The organism is Thauera sp. SWB20, assembly GCF_000831325.1.
In the GTDB taxonomy this organism is placed as follows: domain Bacteria; phylum Pseudomonadota; class Gammaproteobacteria; order Burkholderiales; family Rhodocyclaceae; genus Thauera; species Thauera aminoaromatica.
Genome location: NZ_JTDM01000015.1, coordinates 221,605 through 241,446, shown reverse-complemented (window position 1 = coordinate 241,446; position 19,842 = coordinate 221,605). Strand labels below are relative to the sequence as shown.

General features: G+C 69.4%; 16 protein-coding genes. 11 read left to right on the top strand and 5 right to left on the bottom strand.

Going from position 1 to position 19,842, the window contains the following annotated elements:
- Positions 1-32 precede the first annotated feature (32 nt).
- A complete protein-coding gene (locus PO78_RS07165; RefSeq protein WP_043742900.1) occupies positions 33-3,635 on the bottom strand; it encodes a VanZ family protein in 3,603 nt (1,200 codons plus the stop codon).
- A 140-nt stretch (positions 3,636-3,775) separates the two neighbouring features.
- On the opposite strand from PO78_RS07165, the gene PO78_RS07160 reads away from it, so the two are divergent.
- Positions 3,776-4,294, top strand: a complete 519-nt coding sequence (locus PO78_RS07160; protein WP_004320158.1) for a hypothetical protein — start codon at positions 3,776-3,778, stop codon at positions 4,292-4,294.
- Positions 4,295-4,308: 14 nt separating this feature from the next.
- Here PO78_RS07160 and PO78_RS07155 read toward each other — a convergent pair whose 3' ends face one another.
- Together PO78_RS07155 and PO78_RS07150 are read right to left on the bottom strand one after the other, a co-directional pair.
- The gene (locus PO78_RS07155; protein ID WP_043742898.1) at positions 4,309-5,556 is read right to left on the bottom strand and encodes a pyridoxal-dependent decarboxylase, exosortase A system-associated; all 1,248 of its coding nucleotides are present in this window, start codon (positions 5,554-5,556) and stop codon (positions 4,309-4,311) included.
- Complete coding sequence (locus PO78_RS07150; protein WP_043742896.1) at positions 5,553-7,145, bottom strand: acyl-CoA ligase (AMP-forming), exosortase A system-associated; 1,593 nt, start codon at positions 7,143-7,145, stop codon at positions 5,553-5,555. Before PO78_RS07150 ends, PO78_RS07155 begins: the two co-directional genes overlap by 4 nt.
- 111 nt (positions 7,146-7,256) lie before the next feature.
- On the opposite strand from PO78_RS07150, the gene PO78_RS07145 reads away from it, so the two are divergent.
- On the top strand, positions 7,257-7,523 hold the full coding sequence (locus tag PO78_RS07145; protein ID WP_004320151.1) for an acyl carrier protein: 267 nt from the start codon (positions 7,257-7,259) through the stop codon (positions 7,521-7,523).
- 15 nt (positions 7,524-7,538) lie between these two features.
- Here the strand turns inward: PO78_RS07145 and PO78_RS07140 are convergent, their stop codons facing one another.
- Positions 7,539-9,275 carry an SLC13 family permease gene (locus PO78_RS07140; RefSeq protein ID WP_004320148.1) on the bottom strand — a complete coding sequence of 579 codons (1,737 nt, stop codon included), beginning with the start codon at positions 9,273-9,275 and terminating at the stop codon, positions 7,539-7,541.
- A 14-nt stretch (positions 9,276-9,289) separates the two neighbouring features.
- Complete coding sequence (gene cysQ / locus PO78_RS07135; RefSeq protein WP_012584999.1) at positions 9,290-10,060, bottom strand: 3'(2'),5'-bisphosphate nucleotidase CysQ; 771 nt, start codon at positions 10,058-10,060, stop codon at positions 9,290-9,292.
- Between the two features lie 194 nt (positions 10,061-10,254).
- Here cysQ and cysD point away from each other — a divergent pair, with 194 nt between their 5' ends.
- From cysD to PO78_RS07090, 9 genes are all read left to right on the top strand, one after another.
- Positions 10,255-11,172: a sulfate adenylyltransferase subunit CysD gene (cysD, locus tag PO78_RS07130; RefSeq protein WP_004320144.1), complete on the top strand. Its 918-nt coding sequence runs from the start codon at positions 10,255-10,257 to the stop codon at positions 11,170-11,172.
- Positions 11,173-13,092 carry a sulfate adenylyltransferase subunit CysN gene (gene cysN, locus PO78_RS07125; protein ID WP_043742892.1) on the top strand — a complete coding sequence of 640 codons (1,920 nt, stop codon included), beginning with the start codon at positions 11,173-11,175 and terminating at the stop codon, positions 13,090-13,092.
- 58 nt (positions 13,093-13,150) lie between these two features.
- Entirely contained in the window at positions 13,151-15,301 is a 2,151-nt protein-coding gene (gene dnaX, locus PO78_RS07120) for a DNA polymerase III subunit gamma/tau (RefSeq protein ID WP_012585001.1), read from the top strand.
- 73 nt (positions 15,302-15,374) lie between these two features.
- Entirely contained in the window at positions 15,375-15,698 is a 324-nt protein-coding gene (locus PO78_RS07115) for a YbaB/EbfC family nucleoid-associated protein (RefSeq protein ID WP_004325193.1), read from the top strand.
- Positions 15,699-15,709: 11 nt separating this feature from the next.
- Positions 15,710-16,303, top strand: coding sequence for a recombination mediator RecR (gene recR, locus PO78_RS07110; RefSeq protein WP_004325192.1), 594 nt, complete (start codon positions 15,710-15,712; stop codon positions 16,301-16,303).
- A gap of 185 nt (positions 16,304-16,488) precedes the next feature.
- Positions 16,489-17,082, top strand: a complete 594-nt coding sequence (gene petA / locus PO78_RS07105) for a ubiquinol-cytochrome c reductase iron-sulfur subunit (protein WP_004325190.1) — start codon at positions 16,489-16,491, stop codon at positions 17,080-17,082.
- Between the two features lie 3 nt (positions 17,083-17,085).
- On the top strand, positions 17,086-18,354 hold the full coding sequence (locus PO78_RS07100; RefSeq protein ID WP_004325188.1) for a cytochrome b: 1,269 nt from the start codon (positions 17,086-17,088) through the stop codon (positions 18,352-18,354).
- Positions 18,351-19,106: a cytochrome c1 gene (locus PO78_RS07095; protein WP_004325187.1), complete on the top strand. Its 756-nt coding sequence runs from the start codon at positions 18,351-18,353 to the stop codon at positions 19,104-19,106. Before PO78_RS07100 ends, PO78_RS07095 begins: the two co-directional genes overlap by 4 nt.
- Before the next feature lie 107 nt (positions 19,107-19,213).
- Positions 19,214-19,810, top strand: a complete 597-nt coding sequence (locus PO78_RS07090) for a glutathione S-transferase N-terminal domain-containing protein (protein ID WP_004325185.1) — start codon at positions 19,214-19,216, stop codon at positions 19,808-19,810.
- Positions 19,811-19,842 lie beyond the last annotated feature (32 nt).

Sequence of the window (19,842 nt, the reverse complement as noted above, 5' to 3'; positions counted from 1 at the left end):
GTGGGGCATTGTCGGCCAGGTCGGCGAATCCTTCAATCCGTGATGTTTCCGGCGGGGGATCCGCCGGGCACGATCTCGCGGCTGCGCGTGCGACCGTTCTCGAGCACCTCCACGCGCGCGCCCAGGCGTCCGGGCACGAACCACCAGCGTGTGGTGCGCCGCGGCCCGGCGATCTCCGCACCCACCTCCGCGCCGGCTTCGAGCAGGCGCACGCGGGCCTGGGGCTGGTCGCCGGCGAGCGTGGGCAGCATCACGACGAGGAAGCGGTCTTCGACGGCCGCGGCGCGCGGCCGCAGCTCGATGCGCCAGGCGCCCGGCTCGGCGCGGCCGTGGCCGAGCTTCGCGATCGCCGCCTGCACCTTCCCGTCCTCGTCGTGGTTGCGCCCGTCCACGAAGAACTCGAAGCCGGGGCCGCCTACGGTGTCGAGCACCGCGTCGCGCGGCAGGAGGACGTAGCCGTGCAGGCTGCCGCCCCGCCGCCCCGGGCGGGTGTCGCCCGGGATGAACAGGTCGAAGCGGTCCCCGCGCACGAGCGGCGGCTCCACCGCATGCAGCAGCCAACGCTTGGCGAAGCCGGCACGGCTGGCGACGACGTCGTCGAACACCACCACCGCATCGTTGATCCGGTCATAGCCCAGCACCCGCCACATGCGCTCGACGCGGCGGGTGCGGTCGGCGAAGCTGCCGCGTCCGGAGTTGCGGTTGGTGTAGGCGGCGCCGACGTCGGCCACGGCGACGACCAGGTCGTCGTCGTCGAGGTGGGCCGCGATGCGGCCGGTGTGGTAGGTCTCGCTGCGCTCCTGCCATTGTGCGACGTCGAGCGGCGCCGCATCCACGCCCCAGCCCGAGCCGATGCGGCGCTGGCCGCCGTCGTTGGGGTAGTGGCGCGGGTTGGCGGCGTCGAAGCCGGGGCCGGGCTGCTCGTCGGCGGGGTCGGTCACCGTGACCAGGTTGTGGGCGATGCTCTGGTAGGTGTAGTTCATGTGGTGATTCGACCCGTAGGCGGGACCGTACCAGCCGCTGTCGATCGCCAGCGGCCCCCCCTTGAAGATCGTGAACGCGCCCTGGTCGAGGTGGCTGTGCGACCAGAAGTTGTCGCCGGCCTTGAAACTGAGCCAGGTGGCGTCCTCCGACCAGTGGCTGCGCGCCACGAGCAGGCCGATGCCGTCGAACAGGCGCGCGAGCGGCATGCGGGTCTGCGCGGCGGGGTCGATCAGGCCGTCGTCCGACAGCGGTCCCCATGGCCACCCGGTGGGCACCGGGCCGACCCGACGGCCGTCGCGCGCGCGCGCCGCGTTGGGCGGTGCCAGCGTGTAGGCGGCGGCGTGGCGGTACTCGAGGGCGAGCGCCGCGGCGTCGCGCGGATGGCGGTCGAACCAGGCGCCGTCGCCCCAGCGCATATGGGTGCGATCGGGGCGGGTGCGATAGACGAGGAAGTCGAGGAAGCCGCGGATCCCCGCTTCGCTGGCGAACAGGTCCTCTCCGGTGGCGGTGCGCCACAGCGCGGGCAGGGTATGGATGGCCTGGCCGATGCCCACCGCCACGTATTCGCCGCCTTCGTGCCAGCCGCCGTGGCGCCCGAAGACCTGGCGCCAGACCGGCAGCACACGCTTCTTCCACAGCTCGTGGGTGAAGCGCATGAAGGCCTCGCCGCGCGGATGGTCGCCGTACAGCGCGATGCTGCACGCCATCAGGCCTTGCAGCGGGGTGTTGTAGAGGAAGGCGTTGTAGGGCGAGAGCTGTTCCTTGCGGATCACCTCGATCAGGAAGTCGCAGCCCTCGGCGAGGCGCTCGCGCAGGCTCTCGCGTTCCTGCGCGCTCCATTGGTCGTGCAGCCAGTCGTAGGCGAGCGCGAGCGGTTCGACCTGGCCGCTGCCGCGGTCGCTGAAGCGACTCGCCACCAGGCGCGCGTGCAGCGGGGCGAGATCGACGCTGCCGGGCTGGACGAAGGCCGCCAGCGTGATCGCGAAGAGGGCGTTCGGGTTGCTGCGCGCCGCGCTCGCCGTCTGCTGCAGGTAGGCGGGGTTGCCGGCGCGCAGCGCCGCGAGGTCGGCGGGGGAGGGGTGGGGCAGGCGGGGGTGGGCGGTGCGAAAGCCGGCGATGTCGGCCGGTGGCAGGGCCGAAGGAGGCGGGTACGTGGGCGCGGACGCCCCCACGGCGGGCGGCTCGGCCAGCGGCAGGCCGAGCAGCACCGTGGCGAGCAGCAGCGCCGCCGGCGCCACACCCACGGCGAGCAGCGTCGCGACTCTGCGCCGGGGCTGCGCAGCGGACGTCGGGGGTGTCGTGCGCGTGCCGTGGTGGTGCAGGATCGGCAGCAGGTGCGCGACGAGGCGGTGCGCGAGCCAGGCGGCCGCGACCGCGATCAACAGGTTGGTGGGGTCGGGATGCTTGCCCTCGGTGAACAGCTTGAGCAGCTCGACCGCCGCCGCGACGAGGGCGGCGACCAGCAGCGCGAGCAGGCTGGCGCCGAAGCGATGGTGCGGAAAGGCGAGGGCGGCGACCACCCCCACCGGTGCGAAGCTTCCCGCCACGAAGAGCAGGCTGCGCACGGCGGCCGTCTCGGTGCTGTAGTAGTGGTAGTAGAAGGGCAGGAAGCGCAGCGTCTCGAGTTTTTCCAGCGCAGCCCAGGAGGCCTGGAGCCGCAGCGGCAGCAAGCCGTTCGTCGCCAGCACCAGGGCGAGCCAGACGGACGAGAGCCACAGCGCCGCGCGCAGCAGGCGTTGTGGCGAGTACTCCAGCCAGCGCCGTATTCCGCTACGCGCGAGTACGAGTCCCCACAGGGTGCCGAGCGCGCGGGTGAGCACCGAGATGCCCTGTGTCGTTCCGGACGCGAGCACCACCTGCACCGCCTCGATCGCCACGCCGGCGAGGGCGCCCGCGGCGAGACCGGCCGCCATCCCCGGGAGGCGCCGCGCGGCGTGGTCGCGCACACCGAGCGCGAGCAGGATGCCGAAGGGAATCATCAGGACGGCCTCGACCAGCAGCTTGATGCCGCAGGCGAATGCGGGTCCGCAGGACAGGCCGGGCAACCACCCGAGGCTGTCGGGGCGGGCGAGCTTGGCGGCGAGCTCGTCCATGCTCACCAGGAAGTCGTAGGGAAACAGCGCGAGCCCGAGGTAGCCCAGTGCGTACAGACCCAGCACGGCGCGCAGGCTGTGCGTGCCGCCGTCGATGAAACGCCGCCACATCGCCGCGAGGCGAGGGCCGGCCGCGAACCAGAGCAGCGTGCCGATGCCGGTGCCGAGCGCCTCTGCGAGCAGGTCGTTGCGCGACACCGTTCGCGGCGGGAAGAACAGCTGCAGGTATTCGATTCCCACCGCGAGGGCGAGGATGGTGCCGAGCACGCCGACGAGCAGCGGCGTGCGCACCCAGGCGGAGAGGCGGCTGGTCCACACCGCCCCGGTAGCGAACCAGGCCAGCACCAGGTAAAGCAGCACGTTCGCCACCCAGTCGGCGCGCGAACCGACCCCGAGCGACAGCCAGGGCGTGTCCATGAATGCCTGCCAGGCGTCGGCGCGAGGGCGGAACTCGAGGGGCACCAGGCTGCCGTAGGCGATGAAAAGCGCCCACAGCAGGGCGATCGGGAGGTAGCTGCGAGGTGCTTGCGCCGCGGGGGGGCCGTAGGAATCGTGCATCGGAGAAATATTTCCTGCGGGAGCGAGCCCCGATTGTCGTACGGTGTGCGCCGAGCTGCTATGTTTAATCAAAGCCCGCGGTGGTCCGGTTCTGTCTGCCCGCCGCTTCCTCCATCGTTTCGATTGCGCCGGGTGCGAACATGAAGCCTTCTTTCCTTTTTGCCGGTCTGGTTCTGCTGTCGGGTGTCGCGGCGCCGGGTGTCGCGTTCGCCGGATGTGGTGATACGCAGGTGACCGGGGACCAGCTGGCCCTCCTGTTGCCCGGTCGCTACGCATGTGCGGCGGATGAGCGTCCGGAGTGGGGCTGGAAATATCAGGAGCTGCATCTGGCGTCCGGCACCTTGCGTGATTTCAAGCGCGGCTTGAGGGACAGCGTGGACCCGAGCAAGGACGTCGGCAACTGGAGGATCGTCGGGGATGCCGTGGAGTATTCCTACCTCGATGCGAGCGGCTCCTCCGGGCCTTTTTCCCACACCGTTCACGGCAACGGCCTCGGTGCCTACAGCATCTGCAAGGGTGGCAGCGAGGTCGCGAGCCTGCAGGACGACTCGGGAAACGGTTGTGTCGCGGGGGGCGCCACGACCATGGTCTTCCAGGGTCGGAGCACGAACACGGAGCAGCCGCGGACGAACAGGGGCGTGGCGGCCGGCCAGCGCTGAACGCCTTGTGGCCCTCAGGCGAGGATCTCGACCACTTGCGGGTGGCCGAGGAAGGCCTGCGGGCTCGCGCTCGCGCCATAGGCGCCGGACTGGAACACCACGACGAGGTCGCCGATCTGCGCGGCCGGTAGCGGCATTCGATCGGCGATCACGTCGAGCGGAGTGCAGAGCGGGCCGACCACCGATGCCGGCTCGCCGGCAGGTGGAGCGTCCATGCGATTGCCGATCGCAACCGGGTAGTTCTTGCGGATCACCTGGCCGAAGTTGCCGCTCGCCGACAAGTGGTGGTGCAGGCCGCCGTCGGTGACGAGATAGGTGTGGCCGCGCGAGACCTTGATGTCGGTGATCCGGCACACATACACGCCGGCCTCGCCGACCAGGTAGCGGCCGAGTTCCAGCACGATCCTGGCCTCGGGCAGGGCTTGTGCGGCCTCGGCGACGATGTCGGCGAGGCCGGCGGCGATCGGCGTCAGGTCGAGCGCCTGTTCGCCGGGGAAGTACGGGATGCCGAAGCCGCCGCCGAGGTTCAGCGTGCGCACCGGGGCGGGGGCGTGCGCGGCCAGGCGCAGGGCGAGTTCGAAGCTCTTGCGCTGGGCCTCGACGATGGCCTCGGCCTTGAGGTTCTGCGAGCCGGCGAAGAGGTGGAAGCCCTCGAAGGCGAGCCCGGCGCGGCTGATCTCGGCGAGCAAGCCGGGTACCTGCTCGGCGTCCACGCCGAAGGGCTTGGGGCCGCCGCCCATCTTCATGCCCGAGGACTTGAGCTCGAAGTCCGGATTCACCCGTACTGCGACCCGCGCCGGCACGCCGAGCGCGGCCGCGGCCTCGGCCAGCGGCGCGATCTCGCGGAAGGATTCCACATTGACCAGGATGCCGGCGGCCACCGCCTGGCGCAGCTCGGTGTCGCGCTTGCCGGGACCGGCGAAGCTGACGTGCTGGGGGTCGGCGCCGGCGTCGAGCGCGACCTGCAGCTCGCCGGCGGAGGCGACGTCGATGCCGTCGACCAGGCGCGCCAGGTGGCCCACCAGCGCCGGCATCGGGTTGGCCTTCATCGCGTAGTGCAGCTCGATGGCGGGCGGCAGTGCCGCGCGCAGCTCGGCCACCCGGCGTGCGATCGCGCCGCGATCGTAGGCGTAGAAGGGCGTCCGCCCGACACGCGCGGCGAGCCGGGAGAGTGGCTGGCCAGCGATCTGGAGTTCGCCGTCGGCGATCGCGAACACGGTCTGCGGCGCGTGCGTGGGCAGGCTGCGGGCGGGGGCGTTCATGCGGGCTCTCCGGCGGCGAGGGCGTCGGCGAGCGCCTTGCGGTCGATCTTGCCGTTGGCGTTGCGCGGCAGCGCGCCGCTGCGCGGCTCGAAGCGCGCCGGCACCATGTAGGCCGGCATGCGGCTGCGGCACTCCGCCAGCAGTGCGGCAGTGTCGAGCGTGGCGCCGGCGGGCGGGGTGACGACCGCGACGATGCTCTGGCCGAGGCTCGCGTGTGCGACGCCGAAGGCCGCGCATTCGCCGACCAGGCCGGTGGCGTAGAGGATCTCCTCGATCTCGGTGGGGCTGACGCGGTAGCCCGAGGTCTTGATCATCTCGTCGCGACGGCCGATGAAGTAGAGGTAGCCGTCCTCGTCGCGGCGCACCGTGTCGCCGGAGAACACCGCGATCTCGGGCAGCACCAGGCCGGGTTCGCGGCCGGGGGCGGCGGCGGGCAGCGGGCGGAAGCGCTCGGCGCTGCGCTCGGGGTCGTTCCAGTAGCCCATCGCCACCAAGGCGCCGCGCTGCACGAGCTCGCCCGGCTCGTTGGGCGCGCATTCGCTGCCGTCCTCGCGCAGCACCAGCACCTCGGCGTCGGGGATGGCCTTGCCGATCGAGTCGGGGCGGCGGTCGAGCTCCTCGGGCGGCAGGTAGGTCGCGCGGAAGGCCTCGGTGAGGCCGTACATCAGGAAGGGGCGGGTCTTCGGGAGCTGCGCGCGCAGGCGGGCGAGGACCTCGCCCGGCATGCGCCCGCCGGTGTTGGCGATGTAGCGCAGGTGCTCGTCGGTATCCGCGGACCAGGGCAATTGCGCGAGCTGGATCCACAGCGGCGGCACCGCGGTCAGCCCGCTCACGCGTTCGCGCTCGATCGCCTTGAGCACGTCGCGCGGCAGCAGCCAGTTGAGCAGCACGACGCGGGCGCCGGCCTGGAAGGCGGTGGTGAGCTGCGACAGCCCGGCGTCGAAGGACAGCGGCAGGGCGGCGAGCAGGGTGTCGTCGGGGTGGTTGCCGAGGTAGTGCGCCACGCTGCGCGCCCCCGCCATCATGTTGCGGTGGGACAACACCACGCCCTTCGGTCGCCCGGTGCTGCCCGAGGTGTACAGGATCGCCGCCATGTCGGCGTCGATGACGCGATGCCCGGCGCGTGCCGGGGCGGCGAGCAGGGCCTGCCAGGAATGCACGGCGACGGAACGGGTGGTCGCGCCGTCTGCGCCCACCAGCACCACGTGGCGCAGATCGTGGCAGTGGTCGAGCGCGTCGCCGAGCGCGGCGAGGCGTTCTGCGGTGGTGACGAGGACGCGGACCGCGCAGTCGCGCAGGATGTGGCCGACCTGCGCGGCCTTGAGCACGGGGTTGATCGGCACGAAGACGCCGCCCGCGGCGCTGGTGCCGAAGGCGGCGGCGACGAACTCGGGGCGCTTGTCGAGATAGATCCCGACGCGCTCGGCGCGGGCGAGGCCCAGCCCGGCCAGGCCGCCGGCGAAAGCGTGGAGCGCGGCCTCGAGCTCCTGGTAGCGCAGCTGCCGGTCGCCGGCAACCACGGCGATGCGTGCGGGATCGCGTGCGGCCGCGGACTCGACGAGGTGGTGGAGCAGGTGTTTGGCGTGCATCGGCTTCGCTTATCGGTGCAGACAGGAACGGGCTGGCAAGTATAATGCGCGCGTTTTGCGGGGCGGGCGGCGTGGATGCGCGTCGTGACCCGCTTCCGTCATGGAGAAGTGATGTCCGAACAGATTCTGAAGGAAGTGCTGTCGCTGCTGGACGAGGTGCTGAGCCTGGACGGTCGCGCGCTCGCATTCGCCGCAGACACGCCCTTGCTGGGAGATCTGCCCGAGCTCGATTCGATGGCGGTGATCGCCGTCATCCAGGAGATCGAGGCGCGTTTCGGCATCGAGGTGCCGGACGACGAGGTCGATGGCAACTCCTTCGCCACGGTCGGTACCGTGGTCGAGTTCGTCACCCGCCTGAGTGCTCGCCAGCCCGGCTGATTCCGTGCGCCGTGCTCAGCGGTGGAGCGGAAACACCAGCGGCACCAGCAGCAGCACCAGCGCCGAGTAGGTGAGGCTCACCGGCAGTCCGGCGCGCAGGAAATCCCGCATGCGGTAGCGGCCGGCCGAATACACCATCAGGTGGGTCTGGTAGCCGAAGGGGATCAGGAAGCCGGCGCTCGCGCCGTAGGCCACCACCATCACGAAGGGCATCGGATCGACCCCGAACGCGCGCGCGGTGCCGAGCGCGATCGGGAAGGCGAGCGCGGCGGCGGCGGTGTTGGTGATCACCTCGGTGAGCGTCAGCGTGATCAGGTAGACACCCGCGAGCGCGGCATGGACGCCGTGCCCGTCGAAGATCGCCCGCATCCAGCCCGCGACCAGCTCCGCCGCGCCCGAACGCTCGACCACGCCGGCGATCGCCAGCGCGGAGCCGATCACCACCAGCAGTTCGAAGGGAAAGCGCCGGCGCAGCTCGCCCAGGGTCAGCAGGCCGCTGCCGAGCAGGGCGGCGAGCAGCACGAGCAGGCCGCCGAACAGGGGCAGCCAGCCCAGGGCGGCGACCAGGATCACGAGTGCGAAGCCCGACAGCGCCGCGACGCTTTGCATGCGGCCGAGCTTGGGGCGCAGACCCGAGCCGTTGAGGATGTGGAAGTTGCGGTCGAGGTTGCGGTGCTGCAGGAAGTCCGGGCCCGCGGCCAGCAGCAGGCTGTCGCCGACGCGCAGCGGGATGCGTCCGAGCTGGCCGGTCAGGCGCCGGTCGCCGCGGCGGATGCCGACCACCCCGGCATCGAACATGGTGCGGAAGTCGACCTCGCGCAGGGTGCGGTTGGCCAGGTCCGAGCTGCTCGCGAGCACCACCTCGACCAGGTTGGACTTGAGCAGCGCGTCGGCGCCCGCGCCGAACACCTCCAGCCCGGGGAAGCGCTGCAGGGTCTGCACTCGCGCCACCTCGCCGGTGAACACCAGCACGTCGCCGGTGTGCAGGATCTCGGCCGGGCCGACCGGCGAGATCAGCCGGCCCTCGCGCTCGATCTCGAGCAGGAACAGGCCCTCGAGGTTGCGCAGGCGGTTGGTTTCGATGCTGCGTCCGATCATCGGCGAGCCCGCAGCCACGCGCGCCTCGAGGAAGTAGGTCGAGCGTGCCTCGGCCTCGCTCGAGGCGTTCGCGGGCAGCAGTCGCGAGCTCAGTGCCATCACCCCGATGCAGGCGAGCGCGACCGGAATCCCTACCCAGGCGAACTGGAACATCTGCAGCGGCGGCAGGCCCGCGTCGATGACGAAGGAGTTCACCACCAGGTTGGTCGAGGTGCCGACCAGTGTGGTGATGCCGCCGAGGATGGAGGCGTAGGAGAGCGGGATCAGCAGCTTCGAGGCGGGGTGTCGGCGTTGCGAGGTGACCGTGCCCAGCAGCGCGCCCACCACCGCGGTGTTGTTCATGAACGCCGAGATCAGGCAGGCGAAGACGGACAGGCGCAGGGTCGCCAGCCCGACGCGGCCCTTGAGCAGGAGTTCCGACAGATGGTCGAGCAGCGGCGAGCGTTCGAGCGCGAGCGAGACCAGCAGCAGCAGGATCAGGGTGGCGAGCGCGGGGTTGGAGAAGCTCGCCAGCAGTTCCTGCTGGCTGGCGAGGCCGAGCAGGTGGTAGCCGCCCGCCCAGGCCGCGAACAGCACCGCCGGGCCGACGCGGCCGTGGGCCAGCAGCGCTAGCAGCAGCGCGATCGAGGCGAGGACGAGGTGGGCGGTCGTCATCGGCACGCCCGGGCTCAGTCCAGTCCGCTGGCGACGAAGTGGGGGTTGTCCAGCCCCGGCTTGCCGTAGCGCAGCGGCGCCCCCGCCAGGGTTTGCACGCGGCCGCCGGCGGCGGTCAGCACCGCATGGCCGGCGGCGATGTCCCATTCCATGGTGCGGCCGAGGCGCGGATAGAGATCGGCCTCGCCCGCCGCGACCAGGCACAGCTTGAGCGAGGAGCCGGCGTTGGTGAGCGCGGCCACCTTGCGCCCGTCGAGGAAGGCGTCGAGCGCGGCCGCGTCGCCGTGCGAGCGGCTGGCCACCACGGTGAGGCCGGCGGGCGGGACGGTGCGGCAGCGGATCGGGCGGCGACGGCCGTCCTGCTCGACGAAGGCGCCGACCCCGCCCGCGCCGAGGAAGAGGCGCTCGAGCGCGGGTGCGAAGACGGTGCCGAGGACCGGCTCGCCATCCTCGACGAGGGCGATGTTGACGGTGAACTCGCCGTTGCGGCCGATGAACTCCTTGGTGCCGTCGAGGGGATCGACCAGCCAGAAGCGGCGCCCGAGTGCGGGCAGGCGGCCCGCCGCGACGGCCTCTTCGGCCACCACCGGCACGCCGGGCAGCAAGGCCTCGAGGGCGGGGACGATGAGCGCCTCGGCGCGCTCGTCGGCCTCGGTTACCGGCGAGGCGTCGTCCTTGCCGCGCACCGCGAAGTCGCTGCGGTAGATGTCCATCACCAGCGCGCCGGCCGCGCGCACGATCGGGAGCAGGGCTTCGAGGAGCCGTGAGGCGGTTGCGGTGTCCATCAGCGGGCTCCGGGGGAGTGGTCGACGCCGCAAGTGTACCCGGGCGGGCGTGGCGAGAGCCCCGTCTAGGGGTGGATTCGGGTGCAGAATGTCGCACCGCGAGAAATAGTTCCGCCCGCCGATCTTCGAAGACGCTGCGCGCGACGGCGCGCGGCCTCATCATTCATGCCTTGTCCCTTCGCATCCCGTCGCCCATGACCAGCGTGCCTACGACCAGCCTGACCCACCTCCAGCGCCTCGAAGCCGAGAGCATCCACATCCTGCGCGAGGTCGTCGCCGAGGCCGACAACCCGGTGATGCTCTACTCCATCGGCAAGGACAGCGCGGTGATGCTGCACCTGGCCCTGAAGGCCTTCCATCCGGCGGTGCCGCCCTTTCCGCTGCTGCACGTCGATACGCGCTGGAAGTTCCGCGACATGTACAGCTTTCGCGACCGCATGGCGGGCGAGACCGGCATGGACCTGCTGGTGCACATCAACCCCGAGGGCGTGGAGAAGGACATCAACCCCTTTACCCACGGCTCGGCGATCCACACCGACATCATGAAGACCGAGGGCCTCAAGCAGGCGCTCGACCAGTACGGCTTCGACGTGGCCTTCGGCGGCGCGCGCCGCGACGAGGAGAAATCGCGCGCCAAGGAGCGCGTGTTCTCCTTCCGCACCGCGCAGCACCGCTGGGACCCGAAGAACCAGCGCCCCGAGCTGTGGAAGCTCTACAACGCGAGGAAGCACAAGGGCGAGTCGATCCGCGTGTTCCCCCTGTCGAACTGGACCGAGCTCGACATCTGGCAGTACATCTACCTCGAGAACATCCCCATCGTGCCGCTCTACTACGCCGCGGTGCGCCCGGTGGTCGAGCGCGACGGCACGCTGATCATGGTCGACGACGAGCGCATGCCGCTGCGCCCGGGCGAGGTGCCGATGATGAAGAAGGTGCGCTTCCGCACCCTGGGCTGCTATCCGCTCACCGGCGCGATCGAGTCCGAGGCCGACACCCTGCCGGCGATCATCCAGGAGATGCTGCTGGCCAGGACCTCGGAGCGCCAGGGGCGGGTGATCGACCACGACTCGGCCGCCTCGATGGAAAAGAAAAAGCAGGAGGGCTATTTCTAAATGGCACACGTTTCCGACCTGATCGCGACCGACATCGAGCAGTACCTCAGGGCGCACGAGAACAAGAGCCTGCTGCGCTTCATCACCTGCGGCAGCGTGGACGACGGCAAGAGCACGCTGATCGGGCGCCTGCTCTACGAGTCGAAGATGCTCTTCGAGGACCAGCTCGCCGCGGTCGAGGCCGACTCGAAGAAGTACGGCACCCAGGGCGAGGCGATCGACTTCGCGCTGCTGGTCGATGGCCTGGCCGCCGAGCGCGAGCAGGGCATCACGATCGACGTGGCGTATCGCTTCTTCTCCACCGACAAGCGCAAGTTCATCGTCGCCGACACCCCCGGCCACGAGCAATACACCCGCAACATGGTCACCGGCGCCTCGACGGCCGACGCGGCCATCCTGATGGTCGATGCGCGCAAGGGCATCCTCACCCAGACGCGGCGTCACAGCTACCTGGTGAACCTCATCGGCATCCGCCACATCGTGGTGGCGATCAACAAGATGGACCTGGTCGATTACGCCGAGGGCGTGTTCCGCCGCATCGTCGAGGACTACACCGCCTTCTCCCGCCAGCTCGGCATCGAGCAGGTGACCTTCATCCCGATGTCGGCCTTCAGGGGCGACAACATCACCTCTCCGAGCGCTGCGATGCCCTGGTACCACGGCACCACGCTGATGGGCTACCTCGAGACGGTGGAGGTCGATGACGGCCTGATGCAGCGCGCGCCCTTCCGCCTGCCGGTGCAGTGGGTCAATCGCCCCAACCTGGATTTCCGCGGCTTTGCCGGCTCCATCGCCGGCGGCACCATCCGCCCGGGCGATCGTGTGCGCGTACAGCCCTCGGGGCGCGAGAGCACGGTGGTGCGCATCGTGACCCGCGACGGCGATCTCGACCGGGCCGTGGCCGGGCAGTCGGTCACGCTGACCCTCGCCGACGAGATCGACATCTCGCGCGGCGACGTCATCTCGACCGTCGAGGCGCCGGCCGAGGTCGCCGACCAGTTCGAGTGCACGGTGGTGTGGATGCACGACGAGCCCATGCTCGCCGGCCGCCCTTACCTGCTCAAGATCGGCGCGCGCACGGTCAGCGCGACGATCACCGAGATCAAGTACCAGGTGAATGTGAACACCCTCGAGCACGTCGCCGCCAAGCGGCTCGAGCTCAACGCGATCGGCGTGTGCAACCTGAGCCTGGATCGGCCGATCGCCTTCGATCCCTACCGGATCAACCGCGACACCGGCGGCTTCATCCTGATCGACCGCCTCTCCAACAACACCGTCGGCGCCGGCCTGTTGCACTTCGCGCTGCGTCGCGCGCACAACATCCACCTGCAGCACGTCGATGTGGACAAGCGCGCGCGGGCCGCGCTGAAGAACCAGCGCGGCTGCGTGCTGTGGTTCACCGGCCTGTCCGGCGCAGGGAAGTCCTCGATCGCCAACCTGGTCGAGAAGAAACTGCACGCGCTCGGCCACCACACCTACCTGCTCGACGGCGACAATGTGCGCCATGGCCTCAACAAGGACCTCGGCTTCACCGACGCCGATCGCGTGGAGAACATCCGTCGCGTCGCCGAGGTCGCGAAGCTGATGGTCGATGCAGGCCTGATCGTGCTCACCGCCTTCATCTCGCCTTTCCGCTCCGAGCGCCGCATGGCGCGCGGCCTGGTGGAGGAGGGCGAGTTCGTCGAGGTCTTCGTCGACACTCCGCTGGAGGTGGCCGAGGCGCGCGATCCCAAGGGCCTGTACAAGAAGGCCCGGCGCGGCGAGCTGAAGAACTTCACCGGCATCGATTCGCCTTACGAGGCGCCGGAGGACCCCGAACTGCGCCTCGATACCACCCGCCTCGACCTGGAGGCCGCGGCCGATGCGGTGCTTGCCTGGCTGGGCGAGCGCGGCATGCTGAGCCGGACGCCGGGGGGCTGAACCTGCGTCCCGTCGAGCGCGCGGGTCGCCGCCCGCCGCTCTGCTAGAATCGCCCGCCATGAGCTATCAGGTCCTCGCACGCAAGTGGCGGCCGAAATCCTTCGGCACGCTGGTCGGTCAGGAGCACGTCGTGCGTGCGCTGACGCACGCGCTCGCCACCGGGCGGCTGCACCACGCCTGGCTGTTCACCGGCACGCGCGGCGTGGGCAAGACCACCATCAGCCGCATCCTCGCCAAGGCACTCAACTGCGAGACCGGCATCACCGCCGAGCCCTGCGGCATTTGCGACGCCTGCCGCGCGATCGATGCCGACCGCTTCCCCGACTACGTCGAGATGGATGCGGCTTCGAACCGCGGCGTCGAGGAGATGGCCGCGCTGCTCGACAAGGCGGTGTATGCGCCGGTGCAGGGGCGCTTCAAGGTCTACATGATCGACGAAGTGCACATGCTCACCGGGCACGCCTTCAACGCCATGTTGAAGACGCTCGAGGAGCCGCCGGAGCATGTGAAATTCATCCTCGCCACCACCGACCCCCAGAAGATCCCGGTCACGGTGCTGTCGCGCTGCCTGCAGTTCAACCTCAAGCAGATGCCGCAGGGCCATATCGTCGATCACCTGACGCGCATCCTGCAGGCCGAGGAGGTGGCGTTCGAGCCGGGCGCGCTGCGTCACCTCGCCAAGGCGGCGTCGGGCTCGATGCGCGACGCGCTGTCGCTGCTCGACCAGGCGATCGCGCATGGCGCGGGCCGGGTGGAAGAGGAGCAGGTCAGCCACATGCTCGGCACGGTGGGGGACGACCACCTCTACGCGGTGCTCGACGCGCTCGCCGCGGGCGACGTGCCCGCGCTGCTCGCGGTGGCCGACGGCATGGAGGCGAGGAGCCTGTCCTTCGACGCCGCACTGCAGGCGCTGGCCACGCTGGTGCATCGCGTCGCGCTCGCCCAGTACGCACCTGCGGCGATCGCCGACGAGCTCGAGCGCGCGCGCATCCTCGGCTACGTCGAGCGCTTCGACGCCGAGTTCCTCCAGCTCGCCTACCAGGTCGCCGTCCACGGCCGCGACGAGCTGCCGCTGGCGCCGGACGACTACACAGGCTTCACGATGACCCTGCTGCGCCTGCATGCGTTCCGCCCGGAGCAGCCTGCTGCGCTTGGCGGGCCGGGCGTGCCATCCGGGCCGGATGCGGGGCGCGCGCGCGCGCCTGCACTGGCGGCCGGCGGCCCGGCGGAGTCCGGGCGTGCCGCGGAGTCGGGCGTTCCGGCCGAGGTGCCCGCGCGGACCGTCGCGTCGGCCGGGATCGCCGGTCCCGCACCGGCGGCCGTCCCCGCACCGGCGGCCGGCGCCGATGCGGCGATCCCCAGCGCGCAGCAGACCGTCCTCGAGGCTGCGGCGCCCGCATCCATGCAGCCCGGCTCCGTTCCGGCGGCGCAGCAGGCCGTCGCACCTGCGCCTGCGAGCGCGCCGCCGCGCAGATCCGCGCGCGAGGAGCACGCCGTGCAGCCGGCGCGTGCTGCCCCGGCAAGCGTGCAGGACGTTCCGCCCTGGGAGGATCTCCCGCCCGAGGCCTATGCCGATTCCGATCTGCCGCCGCCGCGCGAGGCGCGCAACGGCCACGACGAGGCCTACGCCGCCTCCGCGGGTGCGCACACGGGGGCGATCTCACGGGCACGCCCGGAGCCGCGTGGCGGTGGCGCGCGGCGGGCGGAGGAAGTCCCGTCGCGGTCCGCGCCCCTTCCCGCGGTGCGCGCGCCCGAGCCGGCGACGTCTCCGGCTGCGCCGACCCAGGATGCGCCCGCCGCCAGTGGCGATGCCGCGGCGCTGCTTGCGCTCGGCGACTGGCGCGGCCTGATCCGCGCGCTCGGGCTCGGCGGACTGGTGCGCGAGCTTGCCCAGCACTGCGAATGGGTCGAGTGTGGCGATGGCGTGCTGCAGCTGCGCCTGTCGACCGCGCACCGCCACCTGCTCGACATGAATCGCGGCGCGGTCGAGCGCCTGCAGGACGTGCTGTGCGCCGCGCTCGGACGCACGCTCGCGGTGCGCATCGCGATCGGCGACATCTCCGGACAGACCCCCGCGCAGCGCGACGCGATCGAGCGCCAGGTCCGCCATGCCGAGGCGGTCGCAGCGCTCGAGGCCGACCCCTTCGTGCGCGAGCTGATCGAACGTTTCGACGCCACGCTCGTCGAGAACACGGTGAAACCCCTTTGAACCCCTTCGATGCCGGGAGGCGCGCCCTCCCGATCGACCCCACCCGACAACCGATCCGACGGAGAACACCATCATGATGAAAGGCGGTATCGCGGGCCTGATGAAGCAGGCCCAGCAGATGCAGGAAAACATGAAGAAGATGCAGGACCAGCTCGGCTCGATCGAGGTCGAGGGGCAGTCCGGCGCCGGCATGGTCAAGGTGCAGATGACCTGCAAGTACGACGTGCGCCGGGTGTCCATCGACGAGTCGGTCATGGACGACCGCGAGATGCTCGAGGACCTCGTCGCCGCAGCGCTCAACGACGCCGTGCGCAAGGTCGAGGCGGCCACCCAGGAGAAGATGTCCAGCGTCACCGCCGGGCTGAACCTGCCGCCGGGCATGAAGCTGCCGTTCTGAGCGGCGCGCCGATGTCGCCTTCCAGCCTCGACGAACTGATCGAGGCACTGCGCTGCCTGCCCGGGGTCGGCCCCAAGTCGGCGCAGCGCATGGCCTATCATCTGCTGCAGCGTGATCAGCGCGGCGCGGCGCGGCTGGGCAATGCCCTGCTGCATGCGCTCGAGGTGCTGCGCCATTGCGCGCGCTGCAACAGCTTCACCGAGGACGAGGTGTGTCCGCGCTGCGCCAATCCGCGCCGCGACGCCGCGCTGCTGTGCGTGGTGGAGATGCCGGCCGATCTCGCCATGATCGAGCAGACGCAGTCCTACAACGGCCTCTACTACGTGCTGATGGGCCGGCTTTCGCCGCTCGATGGCGTCGGGCCGCGCGAACTGCGCCTGGACAAGCTGATCGCGCGCGCCACCGAGGAGGGGGTGCGCGAGGTCATCCTCGCCACCAACTTCACCAACGAGGGCGAGGCCACCGCGCACACCGTCGCGAGCCTGCTCGGCGCGCGCGGGGTCAAGGTCAGCCGGCTGTCGCGCGGCGTCCCGGTCGGCGGCGAGCTCGAGCATACCGACATCGGCACCATCGGCCAGGCTCTGATCGAGCGCCGCGCGGTCTGAATTTCCGTTGCTGCAATGCAGCAACGCATGCCCCGGGCGGTTCCTGATCGGTGTCGGTTTTCGTGCCGAAGGCCTTGTTCCGGCTGGCGATCGGCCCGTCGCGCTTTCTCTGCTGCAGCGTCTTCGATATAATCGGATGGTTATTTGTATCCAGGTCTTTCGTTTTCCTTTTTGGGAAGAGGCTCATGAGCGTTGATCAGAAAATGGACAGCAGCCGCCGCACCCTGCTGCTGGCGACGTCCGCCGCAGGTGGCGTCGCCGCAGTGGCGACCGCGGTGCCGTTCGTCGCCAGCCTGACGCCGTCCGAACGCGCGAAGGCGGCCGGTGCGCCGGTGGAGGCGGACGTCAGCAAGCTGAAGCCGGGCGAGATGATGACGGTGGAGTGGCGTGGCAAGCCGGTGTGGATCCTGCGCCGCACGCCCGAGATGCTCGCCTCGCTCGACAAGACGGACGAAAAGGTCAGCGACCCCAACTCCGTGAAGCCGCAGCAGCCCGAGTACGCCAAGAACAAGCACCGCTCGATCAAGCCGGAGTACCTGGTCACGGTCGGCATCTGCACCCACCTCGGCTGCTCGCCCTCCGAGAAGTTCAAGGTGGGCGCGGACAGCGGCATGGGCGCCGACTGGCCGGGTGGCTTCCTGTGCCCCTGTCACGGCTCGATCTTCGATCTGGCCGGCCGCGTGTATAGCAGCATGCCCGCGCCGGACAATCTCGAGGTGCCGCCGCACCAGTATCTCGCGGACACCAAAATCCTTGTTGGCGATGACGGGAAGGCATAAGCGATGACGACCAAATCCCAAGCCGTTCTCAACTGGATCGACGAGCGCTTCCCGCTCACGTCGACCTGGAAGGCGCACCTGTCCGAGTACTACGCGCCGAAGAACTTCAACTTCTGGTACTTCTTCGGCTCGCTGGCCCTGCTGGTGCTGGTGATCCAGATCCTCACCGGCATCTTCCTGGTGATGCACTACAAGCCGGACGCCTCGCTCAACGCGTCGGGCGTTCCGGTGGCGTTCGCCAGCGTCGAGTACATCATGCGCGAGGTGCCGGGCGGCTGGCTGATCCGCTACCTGCACTCGACCGGTGCGTCGGCCTTCTTCATCGTCGTGTATCTGCACATGTTCCGCGGCCTGCTCTATGGCTCTTATCGCAAGCCGCGCGAGTTGATCTGGGTCTTCGGCACGCTGATCTTCCTGGTGTTGATGGCCGAGGCGTTCATGGGCTATCTGCTGCCGTGGGGCCAGATGTCGTTCTGGGGCGCCCAGGTGATCGTGAACCTGTTCTCGGCGATCCCGGTGATCGGTCCGGACCTGTCGCTGGTGATCCGCGGCGACTACGTCGTCTCCGACGCCACGCTGAACCGCTTCTTCTCCTTCCACGTCATCGCCGTGCCGCTGGTGCTGATCGGCCTGGTGCTCGCGCACATCGTCGCGCTGCACGAAGTCGGCTCCAACAACCCCGATGGTGTCGAGATCAAGAAGAAGAAGGATGCGACCGGCAAGCCGCTCGACGGCATCCCCTTCCACCCGTACTACACGGTGAAGGACATCGTCGGCGTCGTCGTCTTCCTGTTCTTCTTCAGCGCGGTCGTGTTCTTCATGCCCGAGGGCGGTGGCTACTTCCTCGAGTTCAACAACTTCATCCCGGCCGATCCGCTGAAGACCCCGCCGCACATCGCGCCGGTGTGGTATTTCACCCCCTTCTATTCGATCCTGCGCGCCGTGACCTATCCGCTGTTCGGTCTCGATGCGAAGTTCTGGGGCGTGGTGGCCATGGGCGCGTCGGTGGTGATCATCGCCTTCCTGCCCTGGCTGGACCGCAGCCCCGTCAAGTCGATCCGCTACAAGGGGCCGATCTTCAAGATGGTGCTGGTCGTCTTCGTGATCGCCTTCTTCATCCTGGGTTACCTGGGTGTTCTGCCCCCGACCCCGGGTCGCACGCTGGTGTCGCAGATCTGCTCGGTGATCTACTTCGCCTTCTTCCTGCTGATGCCGTGGTACAGCAAGCTCGACAAGTGCAAACCCGAACCGGAAAGGGTGAACTTCAAATGAAAACGCGAGTGATCAACTTCATCAAGCGGTTCGCGGCCGTGGCGCTGTTCGCGCCGGCCGTGGCGATGGCCGCCGGTGCCAGCGTGCATCTGGACAAGGCGCCGGTGAGCAGCGAGCCGGCCGCGCTGCAGCACGGCGCCAAGCTGTTCGTCAATTACTGCATGAACTGCCATAGCGCCAGCTTCGTGCGCTACAACCAGCTGCAGAACATCGGCCTCTCCGAGGCGGAGATCCGCGACAACCTAATGTTCACCGGCGAGCGCGTCGGCGACCTGATGAAGATCGCGATGCGGCCGGCGGAGTCCAAGGGGTGGTTCGGCGTCGCGCCGCCCGACCTGACGCTGGTGGCGCGGCAGCGCGCCTCGGCGGACGGCAGCGGGGCCGACTGGCTGTATACCTATCTGCGCCAGTTCTACCGCGACCCGAGCCGCCCGACCGGCTGGAACAATGCCATCTTCGCCAACGTGGCCATGCCGCACGTGTTCTGGCAGCTGCAGGGCGAGCAGGTCGCCAAGATCACGCAGAATGCGGACGGCACGACGACGACGGCCCTCGAACTCGTCAAGCCGGGCAAGCTGTCGGTCCAGGAGTACGACAAGGCGGTCGCCGACCTCGTCTCCTTCCTGGTCTGGATGGGCGAGCCGGTGGCCGAGAAGCGCAAGTCGATCGGCGCCCTCGTGCTGATCTTCCTCGCCGGCATGTTCGTGCTCAGCTACGCGCTGAAGAAGAACTACTGGAAGGACATTCATTGATTCCTGTCGCCGCGGCCCTCCGGGCCGGCTAGTGCGGTCCTGACCCTGACGCACCACGCGGACCCGCGTGGTGCGCTTTTGCTTTTGAATTCCGGAGTCGTAACACCATGATGAACCTGTATTCCGGCACGACCGATCCCTTCAGTCATCGTTGCCGGATCGTGCTGTTCGAAAAAGGCATGGACTTCGAGGTCATCGACGTCGACCTCTACAACAAGCCCGAAGACATCGCCGTCATCAACCCGTACAACCGCGTGCCGGTGCTGGTCGATCGCGACCTCGTGCTCTACGAGGCCAACATCATCAACGAGTACATCGACGAGCGCTTCCCGCATCCGCAGCTGATGCCACCCGACCCGATCATGCGTGCGCGTGCCCGCCAGCTGTTGCACACTTTCGAGCAGGAGCTGTTCACCCACCTGGAGGCCCTGGAGGCCGCGCAGAAGGGCGTGGACAAGGTGCGCGCCCACGTGCGCGACCATCTCACCCAGCTCGCGCCGGTGTTTACCAAGCAGAAATACATGCTCGGCGAGGAGTTCTCCATGCTCGACGTCGCGATCGCCCCGCTGCTGTGGCGCCTCGAGCACTACGGCATCGAACTGCCCAAGGCTGCTGCGCCGCTGATGAAGTACGCCGAACGCATCTTCAGCCGTCAGGGATTCATCGACGCGCTGACCCCGTCCGAAAAGGTCATGCGGCGCTGAGCCGCACGACCGCAGTCAGGCCGTGCGGCGCC

Excerpts from the sequence above, each read along its gene's own strand:
- PO78_RS07165 (WP_043742900.1), bottom strand. The coding sequence starts at position 3,635 with ATGCACGATTCCTACGGCCCCCCCGCGGCGCAAGCACCTCGCAGCTAC.
- PO78_RS07160 (WP_004320158.1), top strand. The coding sequence starts at position 3,776 with ATGAAGCCTTCTTTCCTTTTTGCCGGTCTGGTTCTGCTGTCGGGTGTC.
- PO78_RS07155 (WP_043742898.1), bottom strand. The coding sequence starts at position 5,556 with ATGAACGCCCCCGCCCGCAGCCTGCCCACGCACGCGCCGCAGACCGTG.
- PO78_RS07150 (WP_043742896.1), bottom strand. The coding sequence starts at position 7,145 with ATGCACGCCAAACACCTGCTCCACCACCTCGTCGAGTCCGCGGCCGCA.
- PO78_RS07145 (WP_004320151.1), top strand. The coding sequence starts at position 7,257 with ATGTCCGAACAGATTCTGAAGGAAGTGCTGTCGCTGCTGGACGAGGTG.
- PO78_RS07140 (WP_004320148.1), bottom strand. The coding sequence starts at position 9,275 with ATGACGACCGCCCACCTCGTCCTCGCCTCGATCGCGCTGCTGCTAGCG.
- cysQ (WP_012584999.1), bottom strand. The coding sequence starts at position 10,060 with ATGGACACCGCAACCGCCTCACGGCTCCTCGAAGCCCTGCTCCCGATC.
- cysD (WP_004320144.1), top strand. The coding sequence starts at position 10,255 with ATGACCAGCGTGCCTACGACCAGCCTGACCCACCTCCAGCGCCTCGAA.
- cysN (WP_043742892.1), top strand. The coding sequence starts at position 11,173 with ATGGCACACGTTTCCGACCTGATCGCGACCGACATCGAGCAGTACCTC.
- dnaX (WP_012585001.1), top strand. The coding sequence starts at position 13,151 with ATGAGCTATCAGGTCCTCGCACGCAAGTGGCGGCCGAAATCCTTCGGC.
- PO78_RS07115 (WP_004325193.1), top strand. The coding sequence starts at position 15,375 with ATGATGAAAGGCGGTATCGCGGGCCTGATGAAGCAGGCCCAGCAGATG.
- recR (WP_004325192.1), top strand. The coding sequence starts at position 15,710 with ATGTCGCCTTCCAGCCTCGACGAACTGATCGAGGCACTGCGCTGCCTG.
- petA (WP_004325190.1), top strand. The coding sequence starts at position 16,489 with ATGAGCGTTGATCAGAAAATGGACAGCAGCCGCCGCACCCTGCTGCTG.
- PO78_RS07100 (WP_004325188.1), top strand. The coding sequence starts at position 17,086 with ATGACGACCAAATCCCAAGCCGTTCTCAACTGGATCGACGAGCGCTTC.
- PO78_RS07095 (WP_004325187.1), top strand. The coding sequence starts at position 18,351 with ATGAAAACGCGAGTGATCAACTTCATCAAGCGGTTCGCGGCCGTGGCG.
- PO78_RS07090 (WP_004325185.1), top strand. The coding sequence starts at position 19,214 with ATGATGAACCTGTATTCCGGCACGACCGATCCCTTCAGTCATCGTTGC.